This is a genomic window from Halovulum sp. GXIMD14793, assembly GCF_054457435.1.
Window position 1 is genome coordinate 32,397 of record NZ_JBTLNE010000024.1, and the last position, 24,300, is coordinate 56,696.

The 24,300-nt window shown below is 59.8% G+C and carries 20 protein-coding genes and 1 tRNA gene; 12 read left to right on the plus strand and 9 right to left on the minus strand.

The genetic code is table 11. The features are described 5' to 3' along the window. The first annotated feature begins 31 nt into the window (after nt 1–31). The 5 genes from ACW9UQ_RS08760 to ACW9UQ_RS08780 all read left to right on the plus strand — a co-directional run bounded on the left by ACW9UQ_RS08760 (nt 32) and on the right by ACW9UQ_RS08780 (nt 9,101). Complete coding sequence (locus ACW9UQ_RS08760; protein ID WP_458930637.1) at nt 32–1,933, plus strand: autotransporter assembly complex protein TamA; 1,902 nt, start codon at nt 32–34, stop codon at nt 1,931–1,933. After that, nucleotides 1,933–6,543, plus strand: a complete 4,611-nt coding sequence (locus ACW9UQ_RS08765) for a translocation/assembly module TamB domain-containing protein (RefSeq protein WP_458930638.1) — start codon at nt 1,933–1,935, stop codon at nt 6,541–6,543. The genes ACW9UQ_RS08760 and ACW9UQ_RS08765 overlap by 1 nt, the downstream gene beginning before the upstream one ends. Before the next feature lie 137 nt (nt 6,544–6,680). Further along, nucleotides 6,681–7,391, plus strand: coding sequence for a Crp/Fnr family transcriptional regulator (locus ACW9UQ_RS08770; RefSeq protein ID WP_458930639.1), 711 nt, complete (start codon nt 6,681–6,683; stop codon nt 7,389–7,391). A 196-nt stretch (nt 7,392–7,587) separates the two neighbouring features. Then, complete coding sequence (locus ACW9UQ_RS08775; protein WP_458930640.1) at nt 7,588–7,854, plus strand: spike base protein, RCAP_Rcc01079 family; 267 nt, start codon at nt 7,588–7,590, stop codon at nt 7,852–7,854. Next, a complete protein-coding gene (locus ACW9UQ_RS08780) occupies nt 7,851–9,101 on the plus strand; it encodes a sialate O-acetylesterase (protein ID WP_458930641.1) in 1,251 nt (416 codons plus the stop codon). The genes ACW9UQ_RS08775 and ACW9UQ_RS08780 overlap by 4 nt, the downstream gene beginning before the upstream one ends. 140 nt (nt 9,102–9,241) lie before the next feature. Here ACW9UQ_RS08780 and ACW9UQ_RS08785 read toward each other — a convergent pair whose 3' ends face one another. Beyond that, nucleotides 9,242–10,099 (minus strand): sulfotransferase family protein, encoded by an 858-nt coding sequence (locus tag ACW9UQ_RS08785; RefSeq protein WP_458930642.1) that lies wholly within the window; start codon nt 10,097–10,099, stop codon nt 9,242–9,244. A gap of 89 nt (nt 10,100–10,188) precedes the next feature. On the opposite strand from ACW9UQ_RS08785, the gene ACW9UQ_RS08790 reads away from it, so the two are divergent. After that, on the plus strand, nt 10,189–11,403 hold the full coding sequence (locus tag ACW9UQ_RS08790; protein ID WP_458930643.1) for an O-antigen ligase family protein: 1,215 nt from the start codon (nt 10,189–10,191) through the stop codon (nt 11,401–11,403). Here ACW9UQ_RS08790 and ACW9UQ_RS08795 read toward each other — a convergent pair. Both ACW9UQ_RS08795 and ACW9UQ_RS08800 read right to left on the minus strand, forming a co-directional pair. Beyond that, nucleotides 11,327–12,349, minus strand: a complete 1,023-nt coding sequence (locus ACW9UQ_RS08795) for an acyltransferase family protein (RefSeq protein WP_458930644.1) — start codon at nt 12,347–12,349, stop codon at nt 11,327–11,329. The genes ACW9UQ_RS08790 and ACW9UQ_RS08795 overlap by 77 nt on opposite strands. Further along, nucleotides 12,346–13,323 carry a glycosyltransferase family 2 protein gene (locus ACW9UQ_RS08800; RefSeq protein ID WP_458930645.1) on the minus strand — a complete coding sequence of 326 codons (978 nt, stop codon included), beginning with the start codon at nt 13,321–13,323 and terminating at the stop codon, nt 12,346–12,348. Before ACW9UQ_RS08800 ends, ACW9UQ_RS08795 begins: the two co-directional genes overlap by 4 nt. Nucleotides 13,324–13,374: 51 nt before the next feature. Between ACW9UQ_RS08800 and ACW9UQ_RS08805 the strand changes: the two genes are divergently transcribed. The 3 genes from ACW9UQ_RS08805 to ACW9UQ_RS08815 are packed head-to-tail and all read left to right on the plus strand — an operon-like array spanning nt 13,375 to nt 16,446. After that, on the plus strand, nt 13,375–14,490 hold the full coding sequence (locus ACW9UQ_RS08805) for a glycosyltransferase (RefSeq protein WP_458930646.1): 1,116 nt from the start codon (nt 13,375–13,377) through the stop codon (nt 14,488–14,490). Continuing rightward, on the plus strand, nt 14,487–15,638 hold the full coding sequence (locus ACW9UQ_RS08810) for a glycosyltransferase (RefSeq protein WP_458930647.1): 1,152 nt from the start codon (nt 14,487–14,489) through the stop codon (nt 15,636–15,638). Before ACW9UQ_RS08805 ends, ACW9UQ_RS08810 begins: the two co-directional genes overlap by 4 nt. Further along, complete coding sequence (locus ACW9UQ_RS08815) at nt 15,622–16,446, plus strand: hypothetical protein (RefSeq protein ID WP_458930648.1); 825 nt, start codon at nt 15,622–15,624, stop codon at nt 16,444–16,446. The genes ACW9UQ_RS08810 and ACW9UQ_RS08815 overlap by 17 nt, the downstream gene beginning before the upstream one ends. Nucleotides 16,447–16,454: 8 nt before the next feature. Here ACW9UQ_RS08815 and ACW9UQ_RS08820 read toward each other — a convergent pair whose 3' ends face one another. The 3 genes from ACW9UQ_RS08820 to ACW9UQ_RS08830 are packed head-to-tail and all read right to left on the minus strand — an operon-like array spanning nt 16,455 to nt 20,420. Beyond that, a complete protein-coding gene (locus ACW9UQ_RS08820; protein WP_458930649.1) occupies nt 16,455–17,744 on the minus strand; it encodes a polysaccharide biosynthesis protein in 1,290 nt (429 codons plus the stop codon). Further along, nucleotides 17,741–18,523 (minus strand): metallophosphoesterase family protein, encoded by a 783-nt coding sequence (locus ACW9UQ_RS08825; RefSeq protein ID WP_458930650.1) that lies wholly within the window; start codon nt 18,521–18,523, stop codon nt 17,741–17,743. Before ACW9UQ_RS08825 ends, ACW9UQ_RS08820 begins: the two co-directional genes overlap by 4 nt. Continuing rightward, nucleotides 18,492–20,420: a polysaccharide biosynthesis tyrosine autokinase gene (locus tag ACW9UQ_RS08830; RefSeq protein WP_458930651.1), complete on the minus strand. Its 1,929-nt coding sequence runs from the start codon at nt 20,418–20,420 to the stop codon at nt 18,492–18,494. The genes ACW9UQ_RS08825 and ACW9UQ_RS08830 overlap by 32 nt, the downstream gene beginning before the upstream one ends. A 213-nt stretch (nt 20,421–20,633) precedes the next feature. Here ACW9UQ_RS08830 and ACW9UQ_RS08835 point away from each other — a divergent pair, with 213 nt between their 5' ends. Both ACW9UQ_RS08835 and ACW9UQ_RS08840 read left to right on the plus strand, forming a co-directional pair. Further along, complete coding sequence (locus ACW9UQ_RS08835) at nt 20,634–21,320, plus strand: sugar transferase (protein WP_458930652.1); 687 nt, start codon at nt 20,634–20,636, stop codon at nt 21,318–21,320. Between the two features lie 54 nt (nt 21,321–21,374). Then, nucleotides 21,375–21,451 (plus strand) — tRNA-Arg (locus tag ACW9UQ_RS08840). 8 nt (nt 21,452–21,459) lie between these two features. On the opposite strand, the gene ACW9UQ_RS08845 is transcribed toward ACW9UQ_RS08840, so the two are convergent. Together ACW9UQ_RS08845 and ACW9UQ_RS08850 are read right to left on the minus strand one after the other, a co-directional pair. Next, the gene (locus tag ACW9UQ_RS08845) at nt 21,460–22,476 is read right to left on the minus strand and encodes a tyrosine-type recombinase/integrase (RefSeq protein ID WP_458930653.1); all 1,017 of its coding nucleotides are present in this window, start codon (nt 22,474–22,476) and stop codon (nt 21,460–21,462) included. A gap of 340 nt (nt 22,477–22,816) precedes the next feature. Then, nucleotides 22,817–23,038: a hypothetical protein gene (locus ACW9UQ_RS08850; RefSeq protein ID WP_458930654.1), complete on the minus strand. Its 222-nt coding sequence runs from the start codon at nt 23,036–23,038 to the stop codon at nt 22,817–22,819. Nucleotides 23,039–23,109: 71 nt separating this feature from the next. Between ACW9UQ_RS08850 and ACW9UQ_RS08855 the strand changes: the two genes are divergently transcribed. Further along, nucleotides 23,110–23,814 carry a helix-turn-helix domain-containing protein gene (locus ACW9UQ_RS08855; RefSeq protein WP_458930655.1) on the plus strand — a complete coding sequence of 235 codons (705 nt, stop codon included), beginning with the start codon at nt 23,110–23,112 and terminating at the stop codon, nt 23,812–23,814. A gap of 39 nt (nt 23,815–23,853) precedes the next feature. Here the strand turns inward: ACW9UQ_RS08855 and ACW9UQ_RS08860 are convergent, their stop codons facing one another. Next, nucleotides 23,854–24,096, minus strand: coding sequence for a hypothetical protein (locus ACW9UQ_RS08860; RefSeq protein WP_458930656.1), 243 nt, complete (start codon nt 24,094–24,096; stop codon nt 23,854–23,856). Nucleotides 24,097–24,300 lie beyond the last annotated feature (204 nt).

A 24,300-nucleotide genomic window follows, 5' to 3' on the forward strand; every position in this document is an offset into this window, starting at 1 on the left:
AAGGCACCGAGGGGCGTCATGACGCGTGGCGATGATCAACAGTCATCTTAAAGTTCTTGTTCTAAGCGCTATGCTTGCTCTGGCGGCGCAGCCGGCGGCGGCATTCACGCTGTTTGGCTTTACCTTGTTTGAAGGTAAGAACAAGGATGAGAAGACTGTTAAGCTGTTGAATCCGCATAACTATACGGTTTCTACAGCGATCAAGGGCGATAAAGACCTGCGCACCGCATTGCTCGATGCCTCTGCCCTTTGGGGTCGGCGGTCAAAGCCCGCTTCGGGCGCGGCGGGGCTGATCAGTCTGGCGCGCTCGGACTATCAACGGTTGCTGGCGACGCTTTACAATAATGCCTATTACGGTGGTGTCATCTCGATCCATATCAATGGGCGGGAAGTATCGGCGCTGCCGCTGACCGCAAAGCTGCCCAATCCGGCCGAGGTTGTTATCCGCATCGATCCCGGCCCGCGCTTTGTCTTTGGGCAGCAGGATCTGGTGAACGCACCGGTAGGTTTCAAAACCGGACCCGCTGCACCGGTGGGAAGTAACAGGCGGGACTTTGCACCAGGTCTGCCCGCCCGGGCCGAGGTGATCGGCAAGGTTGGCGAGGATGCCGTGCGCGAATGGCGCTATCAGGGTTTCCCCCAGGCGCGCATCGCCGGGCGCGAAGCGATTGCTGATCATGCGACCAATCGGCTGGATACCTCCATCACCTTTGATTCTGGCCGGAAAGCCAGTTTTGGCCGTGTGACTGTGCAGGGATCAAAACGGGTGAATGAGGATTTCATCCGCTACATGGCGAATATTCCCGACGGCGCGCCGTTTACGCCGGGCCGGATCGAGCGGGCGCAGGCCCGGCTGGCGCAGATGAACGTATTCCGCACTGTTCAGATCAAAGAGGCTGAGGTGCTGACCGCCGACGACCAGCTGCCCGTGATCATCGAAGTGGAAGACCGCCCGATGCGTCGCTACGGCTTTGGCGCGACATACTCAAATTTTGATGGGCTGGGGCTAGAGGCGTTCTGGCTGCACCGCAATCTGTTTGGCCGGGCCGAGCGTCTGCGTTTTGATGCTCAGGTTTCTGGCCTGATCGAGCGCGGCGGCTGGCAGGACTATGACTATTTCTTTGCAGCCAGTCTGTCGCAGCCGGGCATTTTTGATCAGGATAACGTCCTGCGCTCCTCCATCCAGGCGGATCAGACGATCTTTGATGACTATCGCCAGCGGCAGGTTGGTGCGAAAATAGGCATCGACCGAAATTTCCGCGACAAGCTTTTTGGCGGTCTTCATTTCGAAACCCAGTTCACCCAGATCGAGGATATAGCCGGTCGCCGCACCTTTCTGACCTTTGGTCTGCCGTTTGACGTGACCTATGATCGCCGCAACAGTAAGGCCGATCCGACCGTTGGCTATTACCTCAAGGGTGAAATCACGCCGTTTACGGAGGTTTTCTATGGCAACTCAGCCATCCGAACGACGATCGAGGGGCGAGGATATCTGAGCTTTGGCTCCGAACGGCGCACGGTTCTGGCCGCCCGCACCGCCATCGGTACCCTGTTCGGCGGGGATCTGCAGGAGTTGCCTGCGAGCCAGTTGTTCTTTGCTGGTGGTGGCGGGTCGGTTCGCGGCTACGACTTCCGCTCTATCGGGGTGCCGAGCGGCGGGTCCGAGATTGGCGGACGGTCAAAGTTCGAGGCGTCGCTGGAACTGCGTCAGCGCATCGGCGAAAGCTTCGGTTTCAGTGCGTTTATAGATGGTGGCATGGTCAGCGATCAGACTTTTCCATTTGGTAGCGCGGATATTCAATATGGCGCTGGGCTGGGCGTTCGCTGGTACACCGGGATCGGGCCGATCCGTCTGGATGTCGCGCGGCCATTGAACCCGCGCCCAGGCGATCCCGACTACGCCTTTTACATCGGCATCGGGCAGGCTTTCTGATGCGGTGGTTTCAGGTCTTTTTTCTGTTGTGCATCCCGGCGGTGAGCCTTGGGCAGGAGCGCTTTGCCGATCTGTTGGATCAGGCGGAGGACAAAAACGGCTTTGTCATTTCATTCCTTGAGGATCAGCTATCCACCGATGCTCGGAAAATCCGGGTGTCTGGCGTCTCGGGCCTGCTGAGCAGCAGCGCCACGGTGGCCCAGATCACGGTTTCAGACCGCGAAGGTGTGTGGTTGCTGATCAAGGATGCAACCGTGATCTGGGACAGAACAGCGCTGTTTAATGGTGCTGTGGAGGTTGAAGAACTCTCCGCCCAGCTGATCGAATATCGTCGTAACCCGGTGGCGGAAAAATCCAACCTGCCATCGGCCCAGGCAACGGCCTATCGTGTGCCCGACCTGCCGGTTTCCGTCGATTTGCGCAAGCTGAAGGTCGATCAGTTCCGGATCGGCGAAACGGTGCTTGGTACCGGTGCCAGAATGGCGTTGGAGGGTAACCTGTCCATCGGCGGCGGGGTGCTGGACACACAACTGACGTTGCAGCGTCTTGATGGCCCGGGCGGCAGCTTTGTGATGACGGCAGGGTTCAACAATGCCACTGAGAATTTGTCACTGGATATGTCCCTGCAAGAGCCGCCGGGCGGTATCCTGACCACGCTGGCAGGGATCAATGGCTTGCCTGCCCTAGACCTGAAGATTGCGGGCGAAGGGCCGTTGTCGGATCTTGGCCTTAACCTCAGCTTCCTTGCGGATGGAAAGCAGTTTCTAAGCGGCGCACTGAACGTCTCCGGGGTGCAGCAGGATCGGTCTTTTGGCCTTGAATTAAAGGGGCTGATCGCACCGCTGCTTGGCCCTGGATACCAGGCGTTCTTTGATGGGGAATCTGCGTTGACCGCTTCGGGCCGCCGCAAACCCGGTGGCGGTATTGCCCTTGGCAATCTGGATATTCGGACTGCGTCTCTGTACCTGACCGGCTGGCTTGAGACGACGCCGGACGGGTTCCTGTCTGAAATGAACCTGAGCGGCGGGTTGGGCCGGGCGGATGAAACACCGCTGATCCTGCCGCTGCCGGACGAAAAGGCGTGGCTGAAGCAAGCCGCGCTTGAGTTTCGGTTTAACGGCAACAAGGGCTGGGACGGCGCAGTTTCGCTGCAAGGTCTTGAGGTCAATGACGTCAAATTCGCCGAAGGACAGCTGGTGCTGGATGGTCAGGCCAGCAATATCGACCTTCCTGATAAACGCGCCTTGTCGGGCCGGTTGACCGGGACTTTGCGGGGGATCAGCACGGACAAAGCGGATCTGCAGGCCGCATTCGGCGAAGAGATCACCTTGCTGACCGATTTCAGCTGGGCCGCTAACCAGCCCTTTGACCTTCGGCAGATGCGCATCAATGGGCGGGGTCTGGCGCTGAACCTGCAGGGTGCAATCAGAAAATTCATTTTTGATGGGCGTTTTTCTGCGCAGGTGGATGATCTTGCGGCGTATTCGGCATTGATGAACCAGGATCTGGCGGGCGCGATCCGCTTTGAAAGCACTGGCAGCCTTGCGCCGATCTCGGGTGCGTTTGATCTGCGGTTGGATGGTGCGACCACGGATCTGGCGTTTGGAACGCCGCAGCTTGATGGCCTTCTGCGCGGCGAAACGCGGCTGACCGGGCGCGTGGCGCGCACGCTTGAAGGCACCGAGACCGAGGCGCTGAAACTGGCAAATGATCAGTTCTCCATGGCGCTTACCGGCCGCATTCTTGCTGAGGAGATCGGCCTTGATCTGCGGGCGCAGGTGAATAATCTGTCGGTCATCTCTGAAGATCATGCGGGAACCCTGTCGCTGATCGCCGGAACCAGCGGACGACCTGATGACACGCAGATCAGCGTTAATATGACGATGCCGGAGGGGCGTCTGAACGGGCATCCGATTGATAACCTTACCTTGTCGCTGACGGGACAGATCAAAGAGGCAACGCGGTTTGCCGGGCAGATTCTGGGCTATGGCACTGTGGATGATAATTCCTTGTTCCTGACCGGAGAGTTGTCCGCCGATGACCGGCTAAGCGTTCTGCGCAAGTTCAACCTGTCATTGGGTGCTGCGCAGATGAACGGGACGCTGGGGCAGGGTGGCGATGGGCTTTATGCCGGAACCCTGTCGGTCTGGTCCCCAGATATTGAGCCGATCGCCTCGTTGTTTCTGACCGATGCGCGGGGGGCTGTCGATGTGACGGCAGAGCTGTCGCGCGCGGGATCGCAGCAACGCTTGCGTCTGAATGGCGGTCTGAAGGATCTGGCGGTTGCCGGGATTGTTGCCGACAGCGCCGAGGTGGATGTCGAGGTTCTCGATCTGTTTGGCTTGCCGCTGTTCGATGGCACAGCCGCCGGGGCTGGGTTGCAGTTGGCCGGTCAAAAGATAGCACGCTTTGTCGCCAGTTCCGAACGGACCGGCGACACTATGGCGATGCAGGCAACAACGCAGTTGGATAACGGGACCGAACTGCGGGTGGTTGGGGATATGACCAATCTCAATCCCGGGGTCGGACTGGCGCTGGAGCAGCTGGACGTGTCCCGTGGTGACATTCGTGCCGCGCTGGCTCGCCCGGCTGAGGCACGGCTGGTCGGACAGAGGCTGACCTTGCGAGATGTGGAGTTGGACTTTGGCGAGGGGAGCTTTCGCGCGGACGGGCAGCTTGGCCCGACGAATAACCTGAGCTTTCAGGCGCTTGACCTGCCCTTGCAGATTGCAACGCTGGTGACGGATGTGCCGGGAATTGCAGGCACGGTCGGCGGTATCGGGCGTATCACCGGGTCAGCGGACGATCCGTCGGTGCAGTTTGACCTGCGCGCGGATGACGCCACCATTGGGGTGGTTCGTGCCCTTGGCATACCGCCCTTGGATGCAAGGGCAACCGGACAAACCCGGGAAGGGCATCTGGCTGTTCAGGCAGATGTTAGCGCCGGGGAAGACCTGGCGCTGGACGTCAAAGGCGCGGTCCCCATCACCACAGGGGACGAAATGGACCTTGCAGTCAATGTCACCCGGTTTCCGCTGGCGCTGCTGAATGTTGTGTCTGGCAATCCCGGTCTGGCTGGTCAGGTGCGTGGGCAAGCTGCGCTTTCTGGGACATTTGCCGATCCGTTGGCGCGGTTTGACCTGACCGGTTCGGGCCTTTCTGCGCAGGTGATGCGGGCCAATGGGATTCCAGCGTTAAGCGCTGCGGTGGCTGGGTCGTTTGCGGATAACCAGATTTTTGTGAAAAGCGCCAGTGTTGAGGGACCGGCAGGCGGCAGGGCAACTGGATCAGGGCGGATACCGTTGAGCGGTTCGGGGCTTGATTTCAGCCTTTCTGGGCGCGTGCCGCTGACGCTGGTTAATATTGCGCTGGCTGATACCGGTATTCAGATCTCCGGTTTGGCGCAGGTGTCTGCCCAGGCCACCGGGCGTCTGGCAGCGCCCGATCTGTCTGGTAGCGTGGAAATGAATGACGGTATCCTTGTGGATCCACGCCGGAATGTGCGGATCAATGATTTGCGGCTGGGTGCGGACCTGAGCGGTGACCGGATGGTCATTCGTGAGGCACAGGGTAATTTTTCCCGTGGCGGTACGATCACTGCGTCCGGCAGTCTTGGTTTGTCACCAACCGCCGAAACCGATCTGAACATTCGCCTTGATGGTGCGCGCTACACCGATGGGGTGGCTGTGGATACGACTGTCTCGGGCTCAATTGCGGTGACTGGGCCTTTGGCGCGGTCAGGCCGGGTGATGGCGCGTTTGTCACTGGGCACGACCGAGGTTGCTGTGGCTGAAAGGTTCGGTATTCAGGAGGGTGTTCTGCTGGATGTAACCCATCGCAATACCCCGCGCGATGTGACGTTGACCCTGCGCCGGGCAGGTGTTGGCCGTACGCGGCGCACCCCGTCAAATGAGGGCAGATATTTTCTGGATCTTGTTGTGGACGCCCCTAACCGCATCTTTATTCGTGGCCGCGGTCTGGACGTAGAGATGGGCGGCGCGCTGGCGGTGCGCGGCCCGGTGCAGGACCTGCAGCCGGTTGGCCGGTTCGAATTGTTGCGGGGCCGGATGTCGGTACTTGGCCAGCGGCTGGCCTTTACCGAAGGCTGGATCGAGATGTCGGGCGATTTTGACCCAGAGATACGGCTTGAGGCACAAACGGCTGTGCAGGGATCGCTGATCGGGCTGCTGGTCACAGGTCCGGTGTCAGATCCGGCGATTGAGCTGTTTTCATCGCCGGAACTTCCGCAGGATGAGATCCTTGCCCTGTTGATCTTTCAACGTGACCTAGCCTCGTTGTCGCCGTTTCAGATTGCCCAGCTGGCCTCGGCTGCGGCAACGCTTGCAGGCAAGGGCGGCAGCTTTCTGGATGACTTTCGGGCGCAGATCGGGTTGGACGATCTTGAGATCGTTTCAGATGACGAAGGTGATTTCGGCGTTCGGGCCGGGGCTTATATCAATGAAAAGCTATACCTTGATGTAGAGGCCCAAAGCAGCGGCGAAACCCTCGCGACGGTCAATCTGGATATCACTGATAACGTCCGTGCAAAGGCCAGTTTTGGAAGCGATGGCGAGGGCAGTGTTGGGGTGTTCTACGAACGCGACTACTGATTGAATACTACGCCTCGAACTCGCCCCACAAACCTTGACATTCGCCACAACTGACCCCGAAAGTTGATAATTGCCACAAATTTGGTTTACGTCGGGTGATAAGAAACGCGCGTTGCGGTTTTTTGCGGGGTGGAGATATGGCACTGAAATACAATGCCAATCTGGAGGTTCAGTATCCAGGCGGTACGTTGCTGGGGGATGTCGATGCGGCGACACGTGTCGCGCTGGAACATATCTGGACGGTTAATTTCTATGCGGCGGGACAGGTTATTTTGAGTGCGGAAGACACGTCTCATGAGGTGCTGTTCCTGCTGGAAGGTAGTGTGCGGGTTGCCAATTTCTCCGACAAAGGGCGGGAGGTTTCGTTCTCGAATATCGATGAGGGCGATTGCTTTGGCGAATTTGCGGTGATTGATCAGGCACCTCGTTCGGCCAGTGTCGTGGCTTTGAACGATTGCCGTGTGGCGCGGGTGGCAGATGCGCAGTTCCTGCAGTTGTTGCAAAGCCATCCCGACATGTGCCTGTCGCTGATGCGCAACCTTGTTGACAAGCTGCGCGAGCTAACGCGCCGGGTGTCGGATTTCACCGCATTGCGCGCCGATGATCGCATTCGGCAGGAGGTAGTGCGTCTGTTTCGAAATGTGCGCAAGGATGACGGTAGCGCCAAGATCGAAAAGCCACCGACGCAGTCAGAGCTGGCGGCACTGGTTTTCACCAACCGTGAGGCTGTTGCGCGGGAAATCGGACGGATGAAAAAGGCTGGTCTGGTGGAGCGGCAGGGGCGTGGTCTTTTCACGCAATCCGTCGATGCGCTGGAACGATATCAGGAGGCATTGCAGGCCCGCTGACATTGCGTTTGTGCGTCGAGTGTTAACTAAAATTTAATACCAATCTGCGATATCCGACACCACAGGGCGAGCCGCATTCTTAAGAATCAGCTCGCCTTTTTCATTTCCGAGACATTTACACCGCTGATCGGCATGGAGCGGGCCCAGTCCCGCTGGCCTTGCCGTGATGCGCATCAACAGTGGAAAGACCATCGCGATGACAAACCCATTCAACCGCCGTGCGAACTCTCTTTCAGGCCCCGGGATCGACTATGTGCCGGTGACGCCCGATGACGCGACCGATCTGACAGACGTGGCGGCCTCAATCTATGTCGAGGGCGCAGGCGCGGTCAGTTTCGTTTCGGTCAAAGGTCAGGCGCGGACGGTCAATGTCAGCGACTTCGGCTGGATCATTTGCGGTGCGACCCGAATTCTTGCGACTGGTACGACCGCGACGGGCATCCATGCCGTGGTGGTTTCATGAGATTTGCCCCGGGACTTGACCTTGCTGCCGCATCGCGGTTGCAATCGGCATCAGCAGGCGGGCCGTCCATCCCGCCTGCTGACAATAAAACTGTGCCGCAAGGACTTCTGCCCGCTGCGCAGGCGGATCTGTCAGATCAGACCAACTGGACGCTGGATGGGGATTGGACCGATACCGGCGGTGCGGCGCAGAAAACCGGTGGCGCGACGCAGCAGTTTGTAACCTCGCAAACCATCAGCATCCCAGCGGGTGACATGTGGGTTTCCTATACAATCAAGGATGCGACAGCCGGTTTTGCCGGGGTTCAGTTGATTGGAACGTTCCAGAACACCCGGTTTCAGAACCGGGTGACGGCCCAGCATGTGGCGCGCTTTACCTCGACCGGGCATACCAAGGTGCGGGCGCTGGGCACCGCCCCGTTTGACGGCACGCTGGACGATCTGCAGGTGGTCGATATGTCAGCGATTTTGGCGCAGCCAGCGGATATCTATATCGCTGCGGGTCAGTCCCTGATGGCGTCAGAGAGCACCTCGACCCCCGTCGATCCAGACAAGGATTTCTGGCTGCCGCGTTGTCTGTATGTGCCGGGAAGCACCAACAACACCTTCGGTGTGACCGAGGGGACGCGCGCCGCATGTGTCGCCCCCTTGCAGTTCCACAATACCAGTCAGGGGGTTAGCCCGATCACGACCTTTGCCCGGTTTATTGAGCCTGCCACGCCCGCTGGCCGGTCGATCCTGATCCTGGCCTGCGCACAGGGCGGCTCGCGTTTGGTCGGGCCAGAGGCAGAGTGGAACCCGGATGGCAATACCGGCAATGGGGTAAGTCTTTACAACAACATGATCTCTAAGGTGACCGATGCGCTGGCGCTGAACCCGGGCAATCAGGTCAAGGGACTGATCTGGGCGCAAGGGGAAAGCGACCGTTCGGCTACGATGGATGTCAGCTATCCCCCGGCTTTTGCCAATATGCTATCCAGACTGCGTACCGATGTTTCTGAGCCGTCATTGCCTGCTGTGATCATCGGGCCAATGTCGGATGATACAAACGGCAATCAGCCGCTGTTTCTGGATATGCAGTCAAAGCTGGATCAGGACAGCGGTGATGCGACCTCTATTGCAGGCGTGCATTATGTGGCGCGGCCCGCTGGCCATCTGTCCGGCGATGGCACCCATCCGGTGCCCGAGGGACAACGCATTGCCGGTCGGCTGGCCGGTCAGCGGTTCCTCTCCGAGGGCTATCTGTGAGCATCGGCCGAAGAAGAAATTATGCCAATCGCCGGGCTGCTCTGACGGCTCGGCGATTGTGTTTGGTGCTGTGCATCAAATGGACTTAGGGTCGGCTTAGCGACCCTTCACAAGACGGTTTTCTCTATAAATCCAGTGCGTTACGCCGCACCGCGCGTTGAAACCACCCGCTGCCAACTGTCCCAAGGTAACTCGGTCCGACCCAACAACCTCGGCAATTGGCGCAACTCATCCTCCAACACAGCGATCACCTCAGCCCGTTCTGTTTCGGTTATCGCCGGAACCAGTTTACGCACCGACCGCGCATTCCCATTCAGGACGGCGCGCACTGGTGGCAAGGCCTTGATCCGGGCCAACTGCTCCTCCATCCCGGCGCGTCGCAGGCTGTCACCGCCCGCCCGCAGAACCTTGCGCAGTATGGGTGAGCGGGGCAGGTCAGAGACATTGCGCCGCTCTGCCATTACCCGGCTGCGGTGACCAGCTGCGATCCCCAGATGCTGTGCTACGCGGTCGGCATGGTGCTGGGGGCCTTTCGGCAATTCCTCGGTTATCAGGCACAAGACCCTTTCCCCGAAATGATCCAGCCAGCGGCCCAGATGGGTGGAATAGCGCCCCTGATCCAGATAATCCGGGTTGTTACGCAACCCTTCGGCAAAACTGCAGGGCGGGATATGCCCTTTGGCAACCTCGTGCAGATGATTGGAAAAGGCCCGCTCCACCGGATCACGCAGCAGCACAACGATACGGGCATCCGGGGCGAATTCCGCCAATCGTTTCGACGCGCGCGGGTCATGGAAATAGGAAGGAGAGTTTTCGAACCGCACCTCTCCTGCCCCGAAATGACTTTCGTACCAGCGATAGCCGCGGTCATGATAATAGCTGAAGAAATCCAGCTCTTTGGCTTCCGCCGCTGCCACCTCAGGATGCGTTGACAGCACCGCATGCAGCCAACTTGACGCCGCTTTCTGCACGCCGACACCAATGGCATAGCGAGTCATGGGTTGCACCGATTGCGGTGGCGGGGCGTCTCAACCCAAGATAGACTTTGTGACATGCAGTTCCCGCGCCCCCTGGCCAGAGCATCAAGATGAGTGGATATCAGCGGCTTTTGCACCGCGCAGATTTTGCAATGGGCGTGCTGGTGCTGATCTGGACGGCAGAGGCCTTGGTCCGCTTTCATATAGGTGCGCAGATTACCGGTCTGGTCTATCTTTACTTCGCGGCCCGCTTTGCCATGACCTTGCCTGCCTTTCTGCCGGTGCTGCTGCGCGCTGTGCCGGTTTTGGTTTATCCGCTGGTCTGCCTGACCTCCGCCTTTTGGTCGGTCATGCCTGCGGTCACGCTGATCGCCGCTGTGCAAATCGCGTTCACGATCATGCTTGGCCTGTTCCTGGGTACCCAGTTCCGTCTGCTGGATCTGGCGCGCATGATCCTGATCGCGCTTGGTCTGACCATGCTGCTGTCCCTGACGAATTTTGGTAGCCTCTGGGGTCAAACCTATTCTTGGGAGGGTGGGTTCCTTGGCATCTACACCAACAAGAATGCGCTGGGTCAGCGCGGTGCGCTGTTGGCTCTGACCGCCCTGTTCCTGGTTCTGGCCGATCCGTCCCGCTGGATGCGATGGCTCGCGGTTCTGGTGCTGGGTCTGACGGGGGCGTTGTTGGTCCTCTCCAAATCGGCGACATCGATCCTGCTGGCGCTTGCGTTTGGAGCCGGGTTTTTCCTGCGTGCCTCGGCGGATCGCAGGTCTTTGCGCCCCTGGCTTTGGCTGACCTGTCTGGTCGCGCTGTCCTGTCTGGTCGTTACACTGGTACTGCTGCGGATCGACCCCTGGGCGGCCATGCTGGCGGCTTTTGACAAGAACCCGACCCTGACGGGCCGCACAGCCCTCTGGGCGCATGGGATGGACATGATTGCAAAGGCGCCGTTGCTGGGTCAGGGCGCGATGGCTTACTGGGTTGCACCTGACTTCGCGCCCGAGATCGCCCATTTGCGCAGCGACTACGGTGCGACGGTAACGGCATTCCATAACTTCGTGATCGAGGTGCTGGTCGGCCTTGGCCTGCCGGGCCTGCTGGCGATGCTGCTTCTGATCGGGTCCAGCATTTGGGCGGTCCGGTCCTATGGACAAGGCGCGTCGCGGCGCTGGGCGCTTTGGACGCTGGTCCTTCTGGTGCTGCTGTCGCTGCTTGGATCGTCGCTTTATCGCCAGCATGAAATCACCCTCATGCTGGTTGTGGCGCTGGGCGCATCGGCGCGGCAAACCGGGCTTTCAAGGCGCGCTGGGCAGGGTGTTCGATAAAACGCAGAGAGGCTTCGGCAATCAGGATCGAGGCAATCAGCCCCAGCGTGGCCGCAAAGGCTCCCGGCAGATCCAACAGATCTATCATCTGCAGGATCGGGCGATGCACCAGATAGACGCAGAACGAGAGTTGCCCCAACCGCTGCAGACCCAGCGGCCAGCGCCATAAGCCCGTTCCGCGAAGCGCAGATAGAAACAGAAGCGCAACAACCGCCAGCCGCAGCGGGTCCAGCCACATCCGGGGATAAAACCGCTCTGTCAGTTCCAAATCCAGCAGACCCCGCAGCCCCGGCATATTCGCCAGAAACAAGGCAAGGCAAAGCAGGCCGAAATAGGGCTGCGCCAGCACACGGATCACACCGGCAAGCCGCCCTTCGTTCCGGCAAATCACAACGCCGAGCACAAAGGCGGGCAGATAAGGAACAATAACCGACGCCTCGCTGATCCATCCCCGCCAGCCAAAGGCCAGCAAAAGCGACACGGGCAACAGCCACAACATCATCGCACCAAGATGTGGCACCAGCAGCCATATACCGACAAAAAGCCCATAAAATTGCACCTCGACCGGGATCGACCACAACTCCTGCGGGGCGCTGATGAACAACACTGCTTGCAGCCATTCCGCGCTGCCGCTGAACTGGTAGGGTGGGTGCCAACCCACCCAGGCCCACAAGGCGCTGACCCCCAGGATCAACGCATAAAGCGGACTGATCCGCGCCGCCCGTCCCACGGCAAACCGCCGCACGGCAGTACCCGAGAATGCCTTGCCCCCATAAAGCCGCATCATAAGATAGCCCGACAACACAAAGAACAGCTGCACCCCCATCTGTCCGAACCCGTTCCCCAGAAAGCGGGGCAGCATTCCGTGATTGGCGGCATGGCTGACAAATACCACAAGCACCGCCAGACCGCGCAGCGCATCAAGACCGGGCAGATGGCCGCTCATCTTGTCATCACCCGGTATTCCTCAGTCACCCGGCCCAGCGCGCCGTCAATAAAGCCTAGACCCCGGGCCGCGATCCGCAGCGGGCGGGCAACCAGATCGAACCGCCCAGCCAGGGTTGCAGGCAGCGCCAGCAGCGCCGCACCGCCACCCGCGCCCAGTCGCAGCAATCCGCCTGCGAGACAGACCGCACGATCCCTATTGCCCCGATCCAGCAATCGGATCATCGCATTGGTCTGCCCGGTGCGCCGCCAGCGCCGCCACAGCCAGCCCAGCCGGGCTCGGCTTGCCACAATGGTCTCGGTCACCACGGCCTCGGGGGCAAAGACGATCCAGGCGCCACTGCGCATCAGCAGATGAAAGAAATGCGTATCCTCGCCACCGGTCAGCGCGAACCGATCATCGAAACGCGCGCCGCAGGCCCGCACCGCCTCAAGCCGCATCATGACGTTTGAGGTGCAGCCAAATCCCAGAGGCTGGTGCCGCGCAAAGCCGTCAATGTCATGAAACCCGCCGCGCCGCATCCAGTTTGCTGGCGGGGCTTCATAGGCCGCCCGCACCCGGCCCAGCGATACCTCTGCCACCATCAGCGCGGCCAGATGCGCCGCGATCCATCCGGTCTCCGGCACCTCATCATCGTCAATGAACCCCAATGCGTCGGCCCCAAGGTCCACCGCCGCATCCAATGCTGCGTTGCGCGCTGGGCTCAGGCCGCGCTGGGGGCAATGCACATAATGCCTTGCAAATGGCAGCGCTGCCGCCGCGACCTGAGCCTGCGCTGTTGCCTCGGCTGAATTGTCCACGATGACCACGGTCACCCGAACACCATGGGGACAGTCCAGTGCTGCGATCCCTGCCAGCAGCGCAGCCAGGCCCTCAGGCCGGTGATAGGTCAGGGCGCATAGCGCGATATGTCGGATAGCAGACAGAAGGGGTCTCGCCTCAGCAAAGATGAACCGTTTTTTAACCCTTTCCACGTCAGGGTTAACGCCGGGTTACTGAATGCGAAAGTTTTCGAAGAAATGGACATGGTTTTCTGGTGTGCACTGGCCGGGCTGCTGATCAGCCTGACCCTGCTGATCTATCCCTATCTGATCTATCCTCAGTTATTGCGCCTGCTGCCCGCAGCACCCCCACTGCAGCCAAAACACCCCCCAAAATCCATCGCGCTTATGTTCTGCGCAAGGAACGAGGCGTCGGTCCTGCCGGGCACACTGACGCGCCTGCGACAGGTCAAGCGTGCCTGGCCGGACCTGCAGATCATGGCCTATGACGATGCCTCTACCGATGACACGGCGCGGCTTTTGCAGCAGGCGCGCGATTGTCTGGAGGTCACTTTCGGCAGTCGTCAGGTGGGCAAAGCCGCCGGTCTGCGGCGCATGCTACAGCGCTGCGAGGCCGAGGTCGTTTTGTTCATGGATGCCAATATCCTGATCATGGCAGAGGACCTGCGCCGTTTTCGCGATTACTTCGCTGATCCGACCGTTGGTGCTGTGGCGGCGCGGCTGTTGCATACTGAAGGCGGGGAGGCCGTGGCGCGGATTGGCGGTGCCTATTGGAGGCTTGAGGAAACCCTGAAACTGCGCGAAAGCCGTACCGGATCGACCATGGGCTGCAATGGTGCGTTATGGGGGATGCGCCGGGCGCTTTATCCCATCTTCGACGATGCCCAAAGTGACGATTTCCGCCCCTCGATGGAGCCACTTTTTCACGGGTTTCGTGTGATCTCCGCTATCGATATTCGCGGCGTGGAGGTGCTGGAGACCGGCATCGGGCAAGAGGTGTTCCGCAAGGCGCGCATCGCCTGCGGTGCATGGCACGCACATCGTGCCATGCGGCCAATGCTGCGCCAGATGCGCCGCATGGACCGCTGGAAATACCTGTCGCATAAATGGATGCGCTGGTTTTCCGCCCTGTGGCTGGGACTGGCCGGGATATTCGCTGGGGTGCTGGCCGCGCAGATCGGGATGCTTATCCTGTACCTTGGGCTGATCTTGACCGGCTTGTCCCTGGCCGCGCTGGGCGTTCGGCCCTTTGCACAGGCGGGGCAGATCGCGCTGGCGATGGTGGCAACGCTGGCCGGGGTTATTCTGGCCTCGATGGGTCGCAGCCGGGCGACATGGACGCCGGTGCGCGCAAAATGACAGCGCCGCGTGTGGTCGTCATGGGATACGACGTGACCGAGGCCAGCCAGATCCGCACCATCCGCTGGCTGCAGTCTGCGGGGTGTGAGGTGCAAAGCTTCTGCTTTCGCAGGGACAATATGAACGCCGGGTTTCAACCTGATTGGCCGGATATCTGCCTTGGTCAGCAGCACAACCACCGCCTATGGCAGCGTGTCTTGCATCTGCCGCGCGCTGCATGGGTGCTGTATCAACATCGCGCCGCCATCCGGCGCGCCGACGTGATCGTTGCCCGCAACCTTGATCTGACCTTGCTGGCATTGTTCGCAAGGATGGTATCGCGCAGTCGGGCGCGGGTGATTTATCAATGCCTCGACATTCACGGCATTTTCACGCGGCATGGATGGGCGGGGCGTCTGGCCCGGTGGACCGAACGCCGCGCGTTGGCCCGGATTGACCGGCTGGTGGTCAGTTCGCCGGGGTTTCTACGCAGCTATTTCGGCGCTGTGCAAGGATTTAACGGCGATGTCTGTCTGGTGGAGAACGGGGTGTTCTGGCCTGCTACCCCAACCCCGCGCCCTGCGCCAACACCCCGCGCGCCGGGGCCGCTGCGGCTGGGATGGGTCGGCACCCTGCGATGTCCAGCAACGCTAAAGCTTCTTGCGGCGGCAGCCGGGCAGCTGGGCGCGGCAATTGAGGTCCATCTTCATGGGGCTGTGCATCGCCATGTGCTGCCGGATTTTGACGATGTGATCGGGGGTTGCCCGAATATCCATTATCACGGGCTTTATCGGTATCCCGAGGGCTTGGCTACGGCCTATGAGCACCTCGATCTCGTTTGGGCTCAGGACCTTTGGCAGCGCGGGGCCAACTCTGACTGGTTGTTGCCGAACCGCGTGTATGAGGCGGGATATTTCGGTGTGCCAGGGCTGGCGGTTGCCGGGACCGAAACCGCACGGTTTCTGGACGGACAAGGATTTGTCATCGAGGCAGCAACACCGGAGGCGCTGATCAACTGGTTGCACAGTGTGGACCTCGCCGTGATTGCGGCAGCGCGGACACGTCTGTTATCCCGTCCCGCAGAACAATTCTGCCTGTCAGCCGAGGATGCGCTGACCATGCTCGATTTCGCGCAATCTCAAGGCTCTGCCAATGCCGCGCTTGCTTGACTATCGTCATCTGGTCCGGCGCACCAGGCTGTATGCCCGGCGCAGTCTGCGTAGTGCAACGGGCCGAGGCCTGACGCATCCGGTGCTGTTTCTGCATCTGCCAAAGTGCGGGGGCACATCCCTGGCGGCGGCGCTGTATGGCGCCGTCCCGCTGCATCAGCGGATTGGCGTTATTGACGCAGTTGCGACCCGGCGGGTCGCAGCGCTGATCCATTTCGGGCAGGATGACCCGGTTCTATGTCACGAGGATTTGCCCAACGGCCATCTGACCTTTGACCTGCGCGAAGGGCAGATGTTGACGCATATGGCGTGGCGCAGCCGCTTGATCCATGGTCATGTGCTGTGGTCGGACCGGGCCATGGCGGCATTTGGCGATCAATGGCGGGTCGTCACGATGATGCGGGAGCCTGTGACGCGGGCGATCTCTAACTACCGGATGGCCGTGCGGGCCGGCGTGATTGAGGATGACCTTGATGTCTGGCTGGCCGGACCAGTGGGCAAATCAATGGCTGAGGTTTACCTACGCTATCTGTCAGGCGTGAATGTGGTGCTACCTGAGGCGCAGCCCCAGCATCTTGAGCGGGCTTTGCGCGCGCTGGATCAGGTTGCGCTGGTCGGCTTTATTGACGATCAGGCGGCGTTCTCGGACCGATTTGCGGCCCTGTTTGGCCCGTCTTTGTCGCTGCCACATTACAATGCGGCGACGGGGCCGGACTTGTCACTGACGCGGGTGCAGCGCGCCCGGCTGGAGGCAAACTGTGCCGCCGATCTGGAGATTTTTGCGGCGGCTGAGAAACGCTTTCGGTAAGCGCCGGCCTAGCTGTCGAGGCGGGCTGTGCCGAACCGCTGGCCAAGCAGGCTGATGATGCCTGTCAGCCCCGTCGGATCAATGCCGGTCACCAACAGGCACCGCATGGTCAGCGCCAGTTGCACTAGGGCAAAGCCCGCTGCGGCAACCAGAGCCACCACAAATGGGCTGTGACCGACCAACAGAATTGTGCCCGCAGTGACCACCGCGCCAAAGCTGCAAACCACCATAACCTCGAGGCTGTGGCCGCTCAGGGTCAGCAGCAGCACCGGGTTGCCTGCCACCATGCGCGACATAGGGATAAGCAAAAGGATTGGGACAAGGGGCGTTGCTGCTTCGAAGTCAGGCCCTAGAAATCCGGCGATGGGCCGCGCCAGCACCAGCAGAAAAATGCTCAGGCCCAGCGTGCCGCTAAACCGGGTGACGGCGGCCAGCCTCAACCAATAGGCGCGCCCTGCGCTATCTGAAGCAGCAACCGCTTTCGCGATGCGCGGGGCGTAGACAACCTCGGTCGCGACAAGGGCGAACCCGGGCAGCGCGGTAAGTGACAGGGCGGCGGCTAGTGCGCCAAGGCTTCCAGCATCAAGGCTCAGCGCCGCGCTGGTCAGAACAAGATCACGGTAAAGCTCCAGAAACAGAAGCGAGGGCATCACGGCCAGCCCGGTGCTCAGCCAGGTCCGTTGCAGCCCTGTGCCAGCTGGGCCCAGATGGCGGAAATGGCGGTTCAGCAATTTGCCCTGCACAGTCACTGCAAAGGCAGAGGCAAACAGGACCAGCGCGATCAGGTCTGCGGGGGTTGGCGTCACGCCAGATTGCCAGAACAGACAGGCCGCAGCCCCAAAAAGCAGCGGCCGCGACAGCAGTCGGGGCAGGGTTGCGGCCCGAACCGCGTTCAACGCCGCTCCCAGACGGGCCGTCAGACGACACAGCGCGATCATCCCCGGCAGAAGCGCAAGCGCAAGCGCTGTGGTCAGGCCAACGCCCTGCAGTAGTGCCATCAGCCCGACAGCTGCGCCGATCAGACCGCCAAGGCCAAGCACGAGCCACCGGCTGGTGTCGCGATAAGCTGCCCTGTCCGGCCGAGTCCCTTGCAGCATGAACCGCATTGCGCCGCCTTCGATATTCAGGCTTACAGCCAGTGACAAAAGGCCGGTCAGGGCGATCAGCAGCATGGCTTGACCGAACGCCTCTGCCCCCATCAGCCGGGCAAAGATCAGGGTCGCGCAGGTGCTGCCAACGGCGGCAAATATCTGGGCGGCGGCCAGAAGGGCGGCCAGAACCGGGGCACGCGGGATCATGATACCAGCACGCCCAGTGCGCCCTCAGTAATGCGCGCGGCGCTGAGCCGCCCGGTATAGAACGCCCCGGTATCGACCCCGATGCGCGTCCCGTGCAGACCAGCGTGATCTTCGACGTAATGGCCGTGCACAACGCAGGCCCCATCCTGTCGGGCCTCCGTCATCATGCGCGAACAGCCCCACAGCAATGTCTGCACGGATTGTGCGGTCAATGCGCGGGTCGGGTCGGCCCCGGCATGACTGACAAAGATATTTCCTGACATGAATGACAGCGGCAGGCGGCGCAGGAACGCCTCTTCCCCGGGGGCCAGGGCAGCGGCCAGTTGCGTGCGCAGCAACGGCAAAAGGCCGGGATCAGGGTCATGCCCGGGGTCGCGAAGCCCATAGCTTTGCAGCGTGGTGCGCCCGCCATGGCGTAGCCAGTGCGCGCCCGCCAGAGGCGCATCCAGAAAATTCAGCATCATTGCCTCGTGATTGCCGCGCAGACAGGTCACGTTTAGCCGAGGGTTTTCGGACAGGCAGCGCAGGGCGCGGATCACACCGGCACTGTCCGGGCCGCGGTCGATATAGTCGCCGGTAAAGACCAGATCCATCTGATCCGAGGCCTCGCGCAGGATGCGTGCGACCATCTCATCCAGCAGGTCCAGCCGCCCGTGAATATCCCCCACAACATAAAGCGGGCGGCGCGGCGACAGGATCGCCGTTGCCGGTGTTGGCGCGATCAGGCGCGTCAGCAGCGCCACAGCGCTATTCGACGTAATACTGGGACTTTCGGGCATAGCTACCATACCTTCGGCCATAGCCGAGTTTTTCCATCCGGCGCTGATCGACACGGGTCAGGACCAGGCCGGTAACGGGACCATTGATTGATTGAAGCATCTGCAAACCGCGCCGTACCTGAGCGCGGCGCGTGGCATTCCAGCGGACAGCATAGATCACCGCATCGGTGGTCGGAGCGATAACGCGGGCATCGGTCACAACCAGAACCGGCGGCGTGTCGAGGATGATGTAATCATACCGGTCCCGCATTTTTGCCAGAAACTGCTCGAACCGCTCGGTGGCGAAGATATCCGCTGCATTGGTGGAAGAGCTTTCGCCAAACAGGACGTCGATGCTCATCCCGTCGGGGCGGAAAATCGCCTCGTCCACCTCGCAGATCCCTGCCAGAACGGACAGAATGCCACGCTGGGGATCGGCACCAAGATACCGCTGGAAGGTCTGGCGGCGGATATCGGCCTCGATCAGCAAGACTTTCTTGCCCCAACCGGCCATGTTCTGCGCCAGCATGATGGAGGTCATCGACTTGCCCTCATGCGGCACCGAAGAGGTCACCGCGATCACCTGCGGTTGCGCCTTGCGGCTGGACAACAGAACTGAGGTTCTTAGGTCCCGCACAGCCTCGGCCAGTTGCGAGGATGGCTTGCGCAGAACAAAGTCGACGACGTTGCGGTTGCGCTCTGCCAGTTGTGGGATCTGACCCAGAACCGGACGGCCTGTCGCCTCTTCCAGATCTTCGATACGGCGGAAACTGGCGACCCATTGCGCCCGGGCCAAAACCCAGGCGGTTCCCAGCCCAGCCCCCAAAATGGCGGCCAGCGCCAGGATCAGAGGCTTTTGCGGCGCTGCCGGATAAAGCGGCACGATCGCGCGGGAGATCAGGCGCGCATCGGGTTGCAAAACCCCGGCCTGCACGGTGCTTTCCTTTAACCGGCCCAGAAAATACTCATAGATCAGACGGCTGGCCTCCGCCTGCCGGTCCAGTTGCTGCAACTGCACCAGATCGGCGGAGGCAGCATCGAAATCCGCCTGCAGCAAGGCTTCCTGCGCGGTCAGGGCAACCCGGGCGTCGCCGGTTGCGGAAAGCTTGCGCTGCCGCAGGGCGGCCAGCCGGCGTTCGATATCGTTTAGCGCGTCGCTTGTGTCCGGTTCGATCCGGGCACGCAACGCATTGGCACGATGTTCCGCAGCTTCGAAATCTGCCTGCAGCTCTACCACCCGACCCGACAGCCAGGCGCTGGCCTGCTCTGTCGCTTCCATCTTGGCGGCCAGTTGATCCTCGATGTAAATCTCGGCCAGCCGATTGGCGATCAGGCTGCTTTTGTCTGCGCTGCGGGTCTCGGCCGCGATGGAGAAGACAAAGCTGTTTGGCAGATTGCTGATGGTCAGACTGCGCAACACACCCTTGACCGTTGCATCCAACTCGGTTTGCTGAGTGACGGGCGGGGCGGGCACTTCGCGGATCAGTTGCCAATCCAGCAGGTGATCCTTGATGTATTTTCGCAGTGAAAACCCATCCTGCGACCTGCGATAGGCGTTGAATTCAGGGTCTGTCGTCAGGTTCAGGTCACCCACAAGCTTTTCCAGCAATCGGCGGGACCGCAGAACCTCGACCTGCGTTGTCACCATCGTTTCACCCCGGCCAAGCGCGGGCAGGATGGCGCGCATCTCCACCACGGTTTGTTCCTGCGGGTCGAACATCACAACCGCATGGGTGCGATAAACCGGCACTGCGACACGGTACGCATAGGCCCCACCAAGCAGCGCCCCGGCCAGCGCCCCCAGCAAAATCCACCACCGGCCACGCCAGACCATGCGCAGCGAAATCTCGGGCGCATCGCGGTCCAGTGGCGCTGCGGCAGGCGCTGTCAGGTCCGGCGGACCTGAAACATGGTCCATGGCAAGGGATACGGGCAAAATACTCTTTCGACTCGTGGGATGGTTGTCTTCACGGAGAGTGATTTGCTTTGGTAAACAAGCGGTTAATTAGCAGTTTCGTTGTTTAGTAAAAGTTAAATTAAGGCGATTTTAACACGCTAACCAATAATTGATTCTCAAGCTACCGTTATCAGTCGCGTAACGATGTGTTTTTATTTTCTTGATGAGGTAAAAATGAAGTCCTCTACATGGCGATATGTCAACAATACGCAATCCGAAGGACAGATTTCAAGAAGTGATACTATCAAGACACAGTACTCCGCATGGCAGAAACGGTGTCTCGATGTGATCCTGGTGCTGATGGCCCTGCCCCTGATCTTGCCGATACTTCTGATCATTGCTTTCTTGGTGCGACGGGATGGGGGTCCTGCGTTTTTTGGCCACCGCCGAATCGGGCGTGATGGTAAAGAGTTCACCTGCTGGAAACTACGATCCATGGTCCCGGACGCCGATCGCGTTTTGGCGATGCATCTGGCCGCCGACCCACTGGCAAGGTTGGAGTGGTCGGCGACGCAGAAACTGTTGCACGACCCAAGGATCACGCCCCTGGGCCGGTTCATCCGCCGAACCAGCATCGACGAATTGCCCCAGCTTTGGAACGTATTGCGCGGAGAGATGAGCCTCGTCGGCCCCCGCCCGGTCACCGAAGACGAGTTGCAGCGCTACGGAAGGCACCGCGCCACCTACCTGTCGTGCCGCCCCGGCCTTACCGGCCTGTGGCAAGTCAGCGGTCGCAACACCGTCAGCTATGACGAAAGGGTCCGCATGGATGTCGCCTATGCGCTGGGCATCGGCCTGTGGCTTGACCTTACCATCATCCTGCGAACCTTCGGCGAAGTTATCCACCGCAGCGGCGCCTAAGGCCGGACACCAAGGTTTACTTGCCCCATCAAAGCCCGTATCCAATCCCCGTCCGGCCCCGTGGCTCAACTGGATAGAGCAGCCCCCTCCTAAGGGGCAGGTTGCAGGTTCGAATCCTGCCGGGGTCGCCAACACCTTTCTAAGCATTTGATTCTCCTGTATTCTTTTGCAGATTTGGAACTTCGGTCGGATGAGTTGGAACTTTTTGTTCGTTTTTCGTGCTGCTGAGCACCTTTCGTTTGTTAAAGTTGCGGATGTATCTTTCGACCTCTGAGAGGCTTTCATGCCCTGTCCAGGCGGAAATCTGAGCCGAAGTTCCTTCGGCTTCGGCGAGCGCTCGCGCCCGACTTTTCCGCAAACCATGCGCCGAACGGTCATAGATGCCCGCAGCTCTAGCTTTGGCGGCAAACCATTGGCCTGCGGCCTTCACGCTCCGGGATTTCCCGTGCGCGGTCGTCATCCATGTCATGTGCTTGTCTTTCCGGGCGTCCAGTGCCGCATGAAGATAGGCGATATCCCCTTCCATGCCTTCTGCGAAATCTGGAAGCGCGCGATCAAAGGGGATTGCGACTTCGCCGCCGGTTTTCTGCTGGCGAAACACGATCCATCCGCCCCGATCCACGTTTCCGTGTCCCAATCGAACTGCATCCGAAATGCGCGCGCCGGTCCAAAAGATTAACTCGAATGCCAGGCGTTCCGGCGTGTCGATCGGCCAGTGCGCGCGGAAGGCCTCGATCTCGTCCTCTGACCACGGCGGATGACCCTCTGACTGCGCGACGTGCGCTTTCTTGGCGTCTGTGGTCGGATCGACGATCTTGTATGTTTCAGCGAGCCATTTCCCAAAGCCCCGCCAAGCTTTCAGGTGGTTGTTTCGTGCGTGTCCCGTGAACCGGCTCAGGTCAGCTTCGATATGCTTGGTCCGAAGATCGAACACCCGACCATGCCCGTAACGTTCGCGGATATCATCCAACATACGCCGTCTGACGGCTCGCGTACCTTCAGCAAGGCCTACGAGAAAAACATCCGATTTCAGGTATCCCTCAACTGCCAAAGCAAGGCTGCCGGAGCCTGGTCTTACCCGCGCAGGTTCGATGCTACCCGCAGCCTTTGCATAGGCCGCAAGGAAGTCAGGATGGCCGGGGGGAAGGTCGGGCATACGAATGCCCTTTTGCCCCTTTGGGCGGTAATAAAAGCGAACATTGCCACTTGGAAACCTCCCGGATGGGTTGAGATGTTTCATCCTTGTCAGCAACCAAACGCCTCGTCACAACTGTTTTCTTCGCTCCACATTTGTCCCCCAATGGTAGGCAAGTCGGCAAGCGCGGAATCCAACTCCCATCGTAGCCACACAGCGACGCCATCTGCGTTCCGTCCGGGTGGGTAGATTCCGCTTCTCACAAGTTTGTCGAAATGCCCTGGCGAATGACCGCAATATCGAGCTGCATCAGCGCGGCGCAGGGCTGCGCCCCAATCGACTGGAATCCGCGGCCCCTTTATCATCTCAGACTCCGTTCGGGTGTTTCTTCTACGTCAGAAGCGTTTTCGATCAGCCGTTCCATCTGTGCTGGCGTCAGCAGCATTAACCGCCCGAGTTGATAAAACTGGCCCGTTGCACGCGCTTTGGTGCGGATCAAGCGCGGGGAGACATGGACGCCATGCGCGCGCAATTGCACGCTCCACGCTTCCGGTGTTTGTCCTTCTTTGAGCAACTCCGACATCAAACCCTCGTTCTTCTGCAAGTTCTTGCAAATATCCGACAGAAATGTGCAAATGTCACCATGTTCCACTTATGAGCAAGAAGTTCGGAACTTTCGTTCCGGTTTGCAAAGGAGAGGCGATGTCACGGCTTGGAAAACTGCTCCCAAACACGACAACTTCGGAAGATACGCTGCAGGCAAAATTAGAAGAGAATGAGCGTATGGCCCGAGAGGAAATGCACCGACGATTCGCACCAGAGGGTACAATACACGACAATCTTCGCAACTATCGAGTTCGGCTAGGCTTCACAAAACAGCAGATGGCTGAAATTTTGGAAGTGACCCCGCGAACTTACTATGCCTATGAAGAAGGGCACCGGGCCGTGCCCACACCGGCCATCGCTCAATTGGCAATCCTGACCGGTGGCGATCTGAACGAGATCATCTTAGGCCGCCCCGCGCCGCGCAGCGGTAAGGCTGCGCGAGTGGTGATTGACGAAGCCATAGTGGTTCTAAAATTCCTAGCCGTGAAATATCCCGATATGTCGTTGGAAGACCGTTACAAGGTCATCCGACTTCACGCCCTTGATGATCTCGATAGCTTTCCGCGAATGCATCCAGACATTATCCGCGACTTTGTAAAAATCGTGACCCGCTACAAATTTCACCCCGAGGATCTCCCCGCCCCCCCGTTTCACGAAGACTACGGCGATGATCACGCCGGATGGGAGCGTGACATGGCTGAATGGCAACGGATGGTGGATGAGGATTTTCCAGGTGACGAGAAAGATAAGTAGCGCCGGTTGCCTGCTTCAGCCCCGGGTAACCTTGTGTCTCTATGCAACGCGCTGCGCATCACGCAATGCGCGCCCAAAAAGATACGATGTGACCTTATTTCTGATCTCGGGGTCAGTGAGGATAATGTCGCGCATTTCAGCATCATTCTGGAACATCCGGATCATCCCCTGAAACACAGCCTGATCATAAGCTGAACGAACAACATCAGGGGGGTTGTTCCGCAACATCTCGCGCATGTTATCGTCAACGATCTCGGGATTCACGGCCTCAATTCTTGCCATCTGGGCTTCGGTGAACTGTGTTCCGTGGCGATCATTGAAAGACTTAATTATTTCTGAGAGTTCTTTCTTTTCGTCTTCTGTGTAAGGTGACCTGCCCCCCGAGGCTCCCTCATTCATAACGAGAGTCTGCGGGTCTGGTTTTCATATTCGTTGGTTTCGTTTTGGGCAAGCGCGCCGGGCGCGGAGCCCTCAAATTGCTCAAGC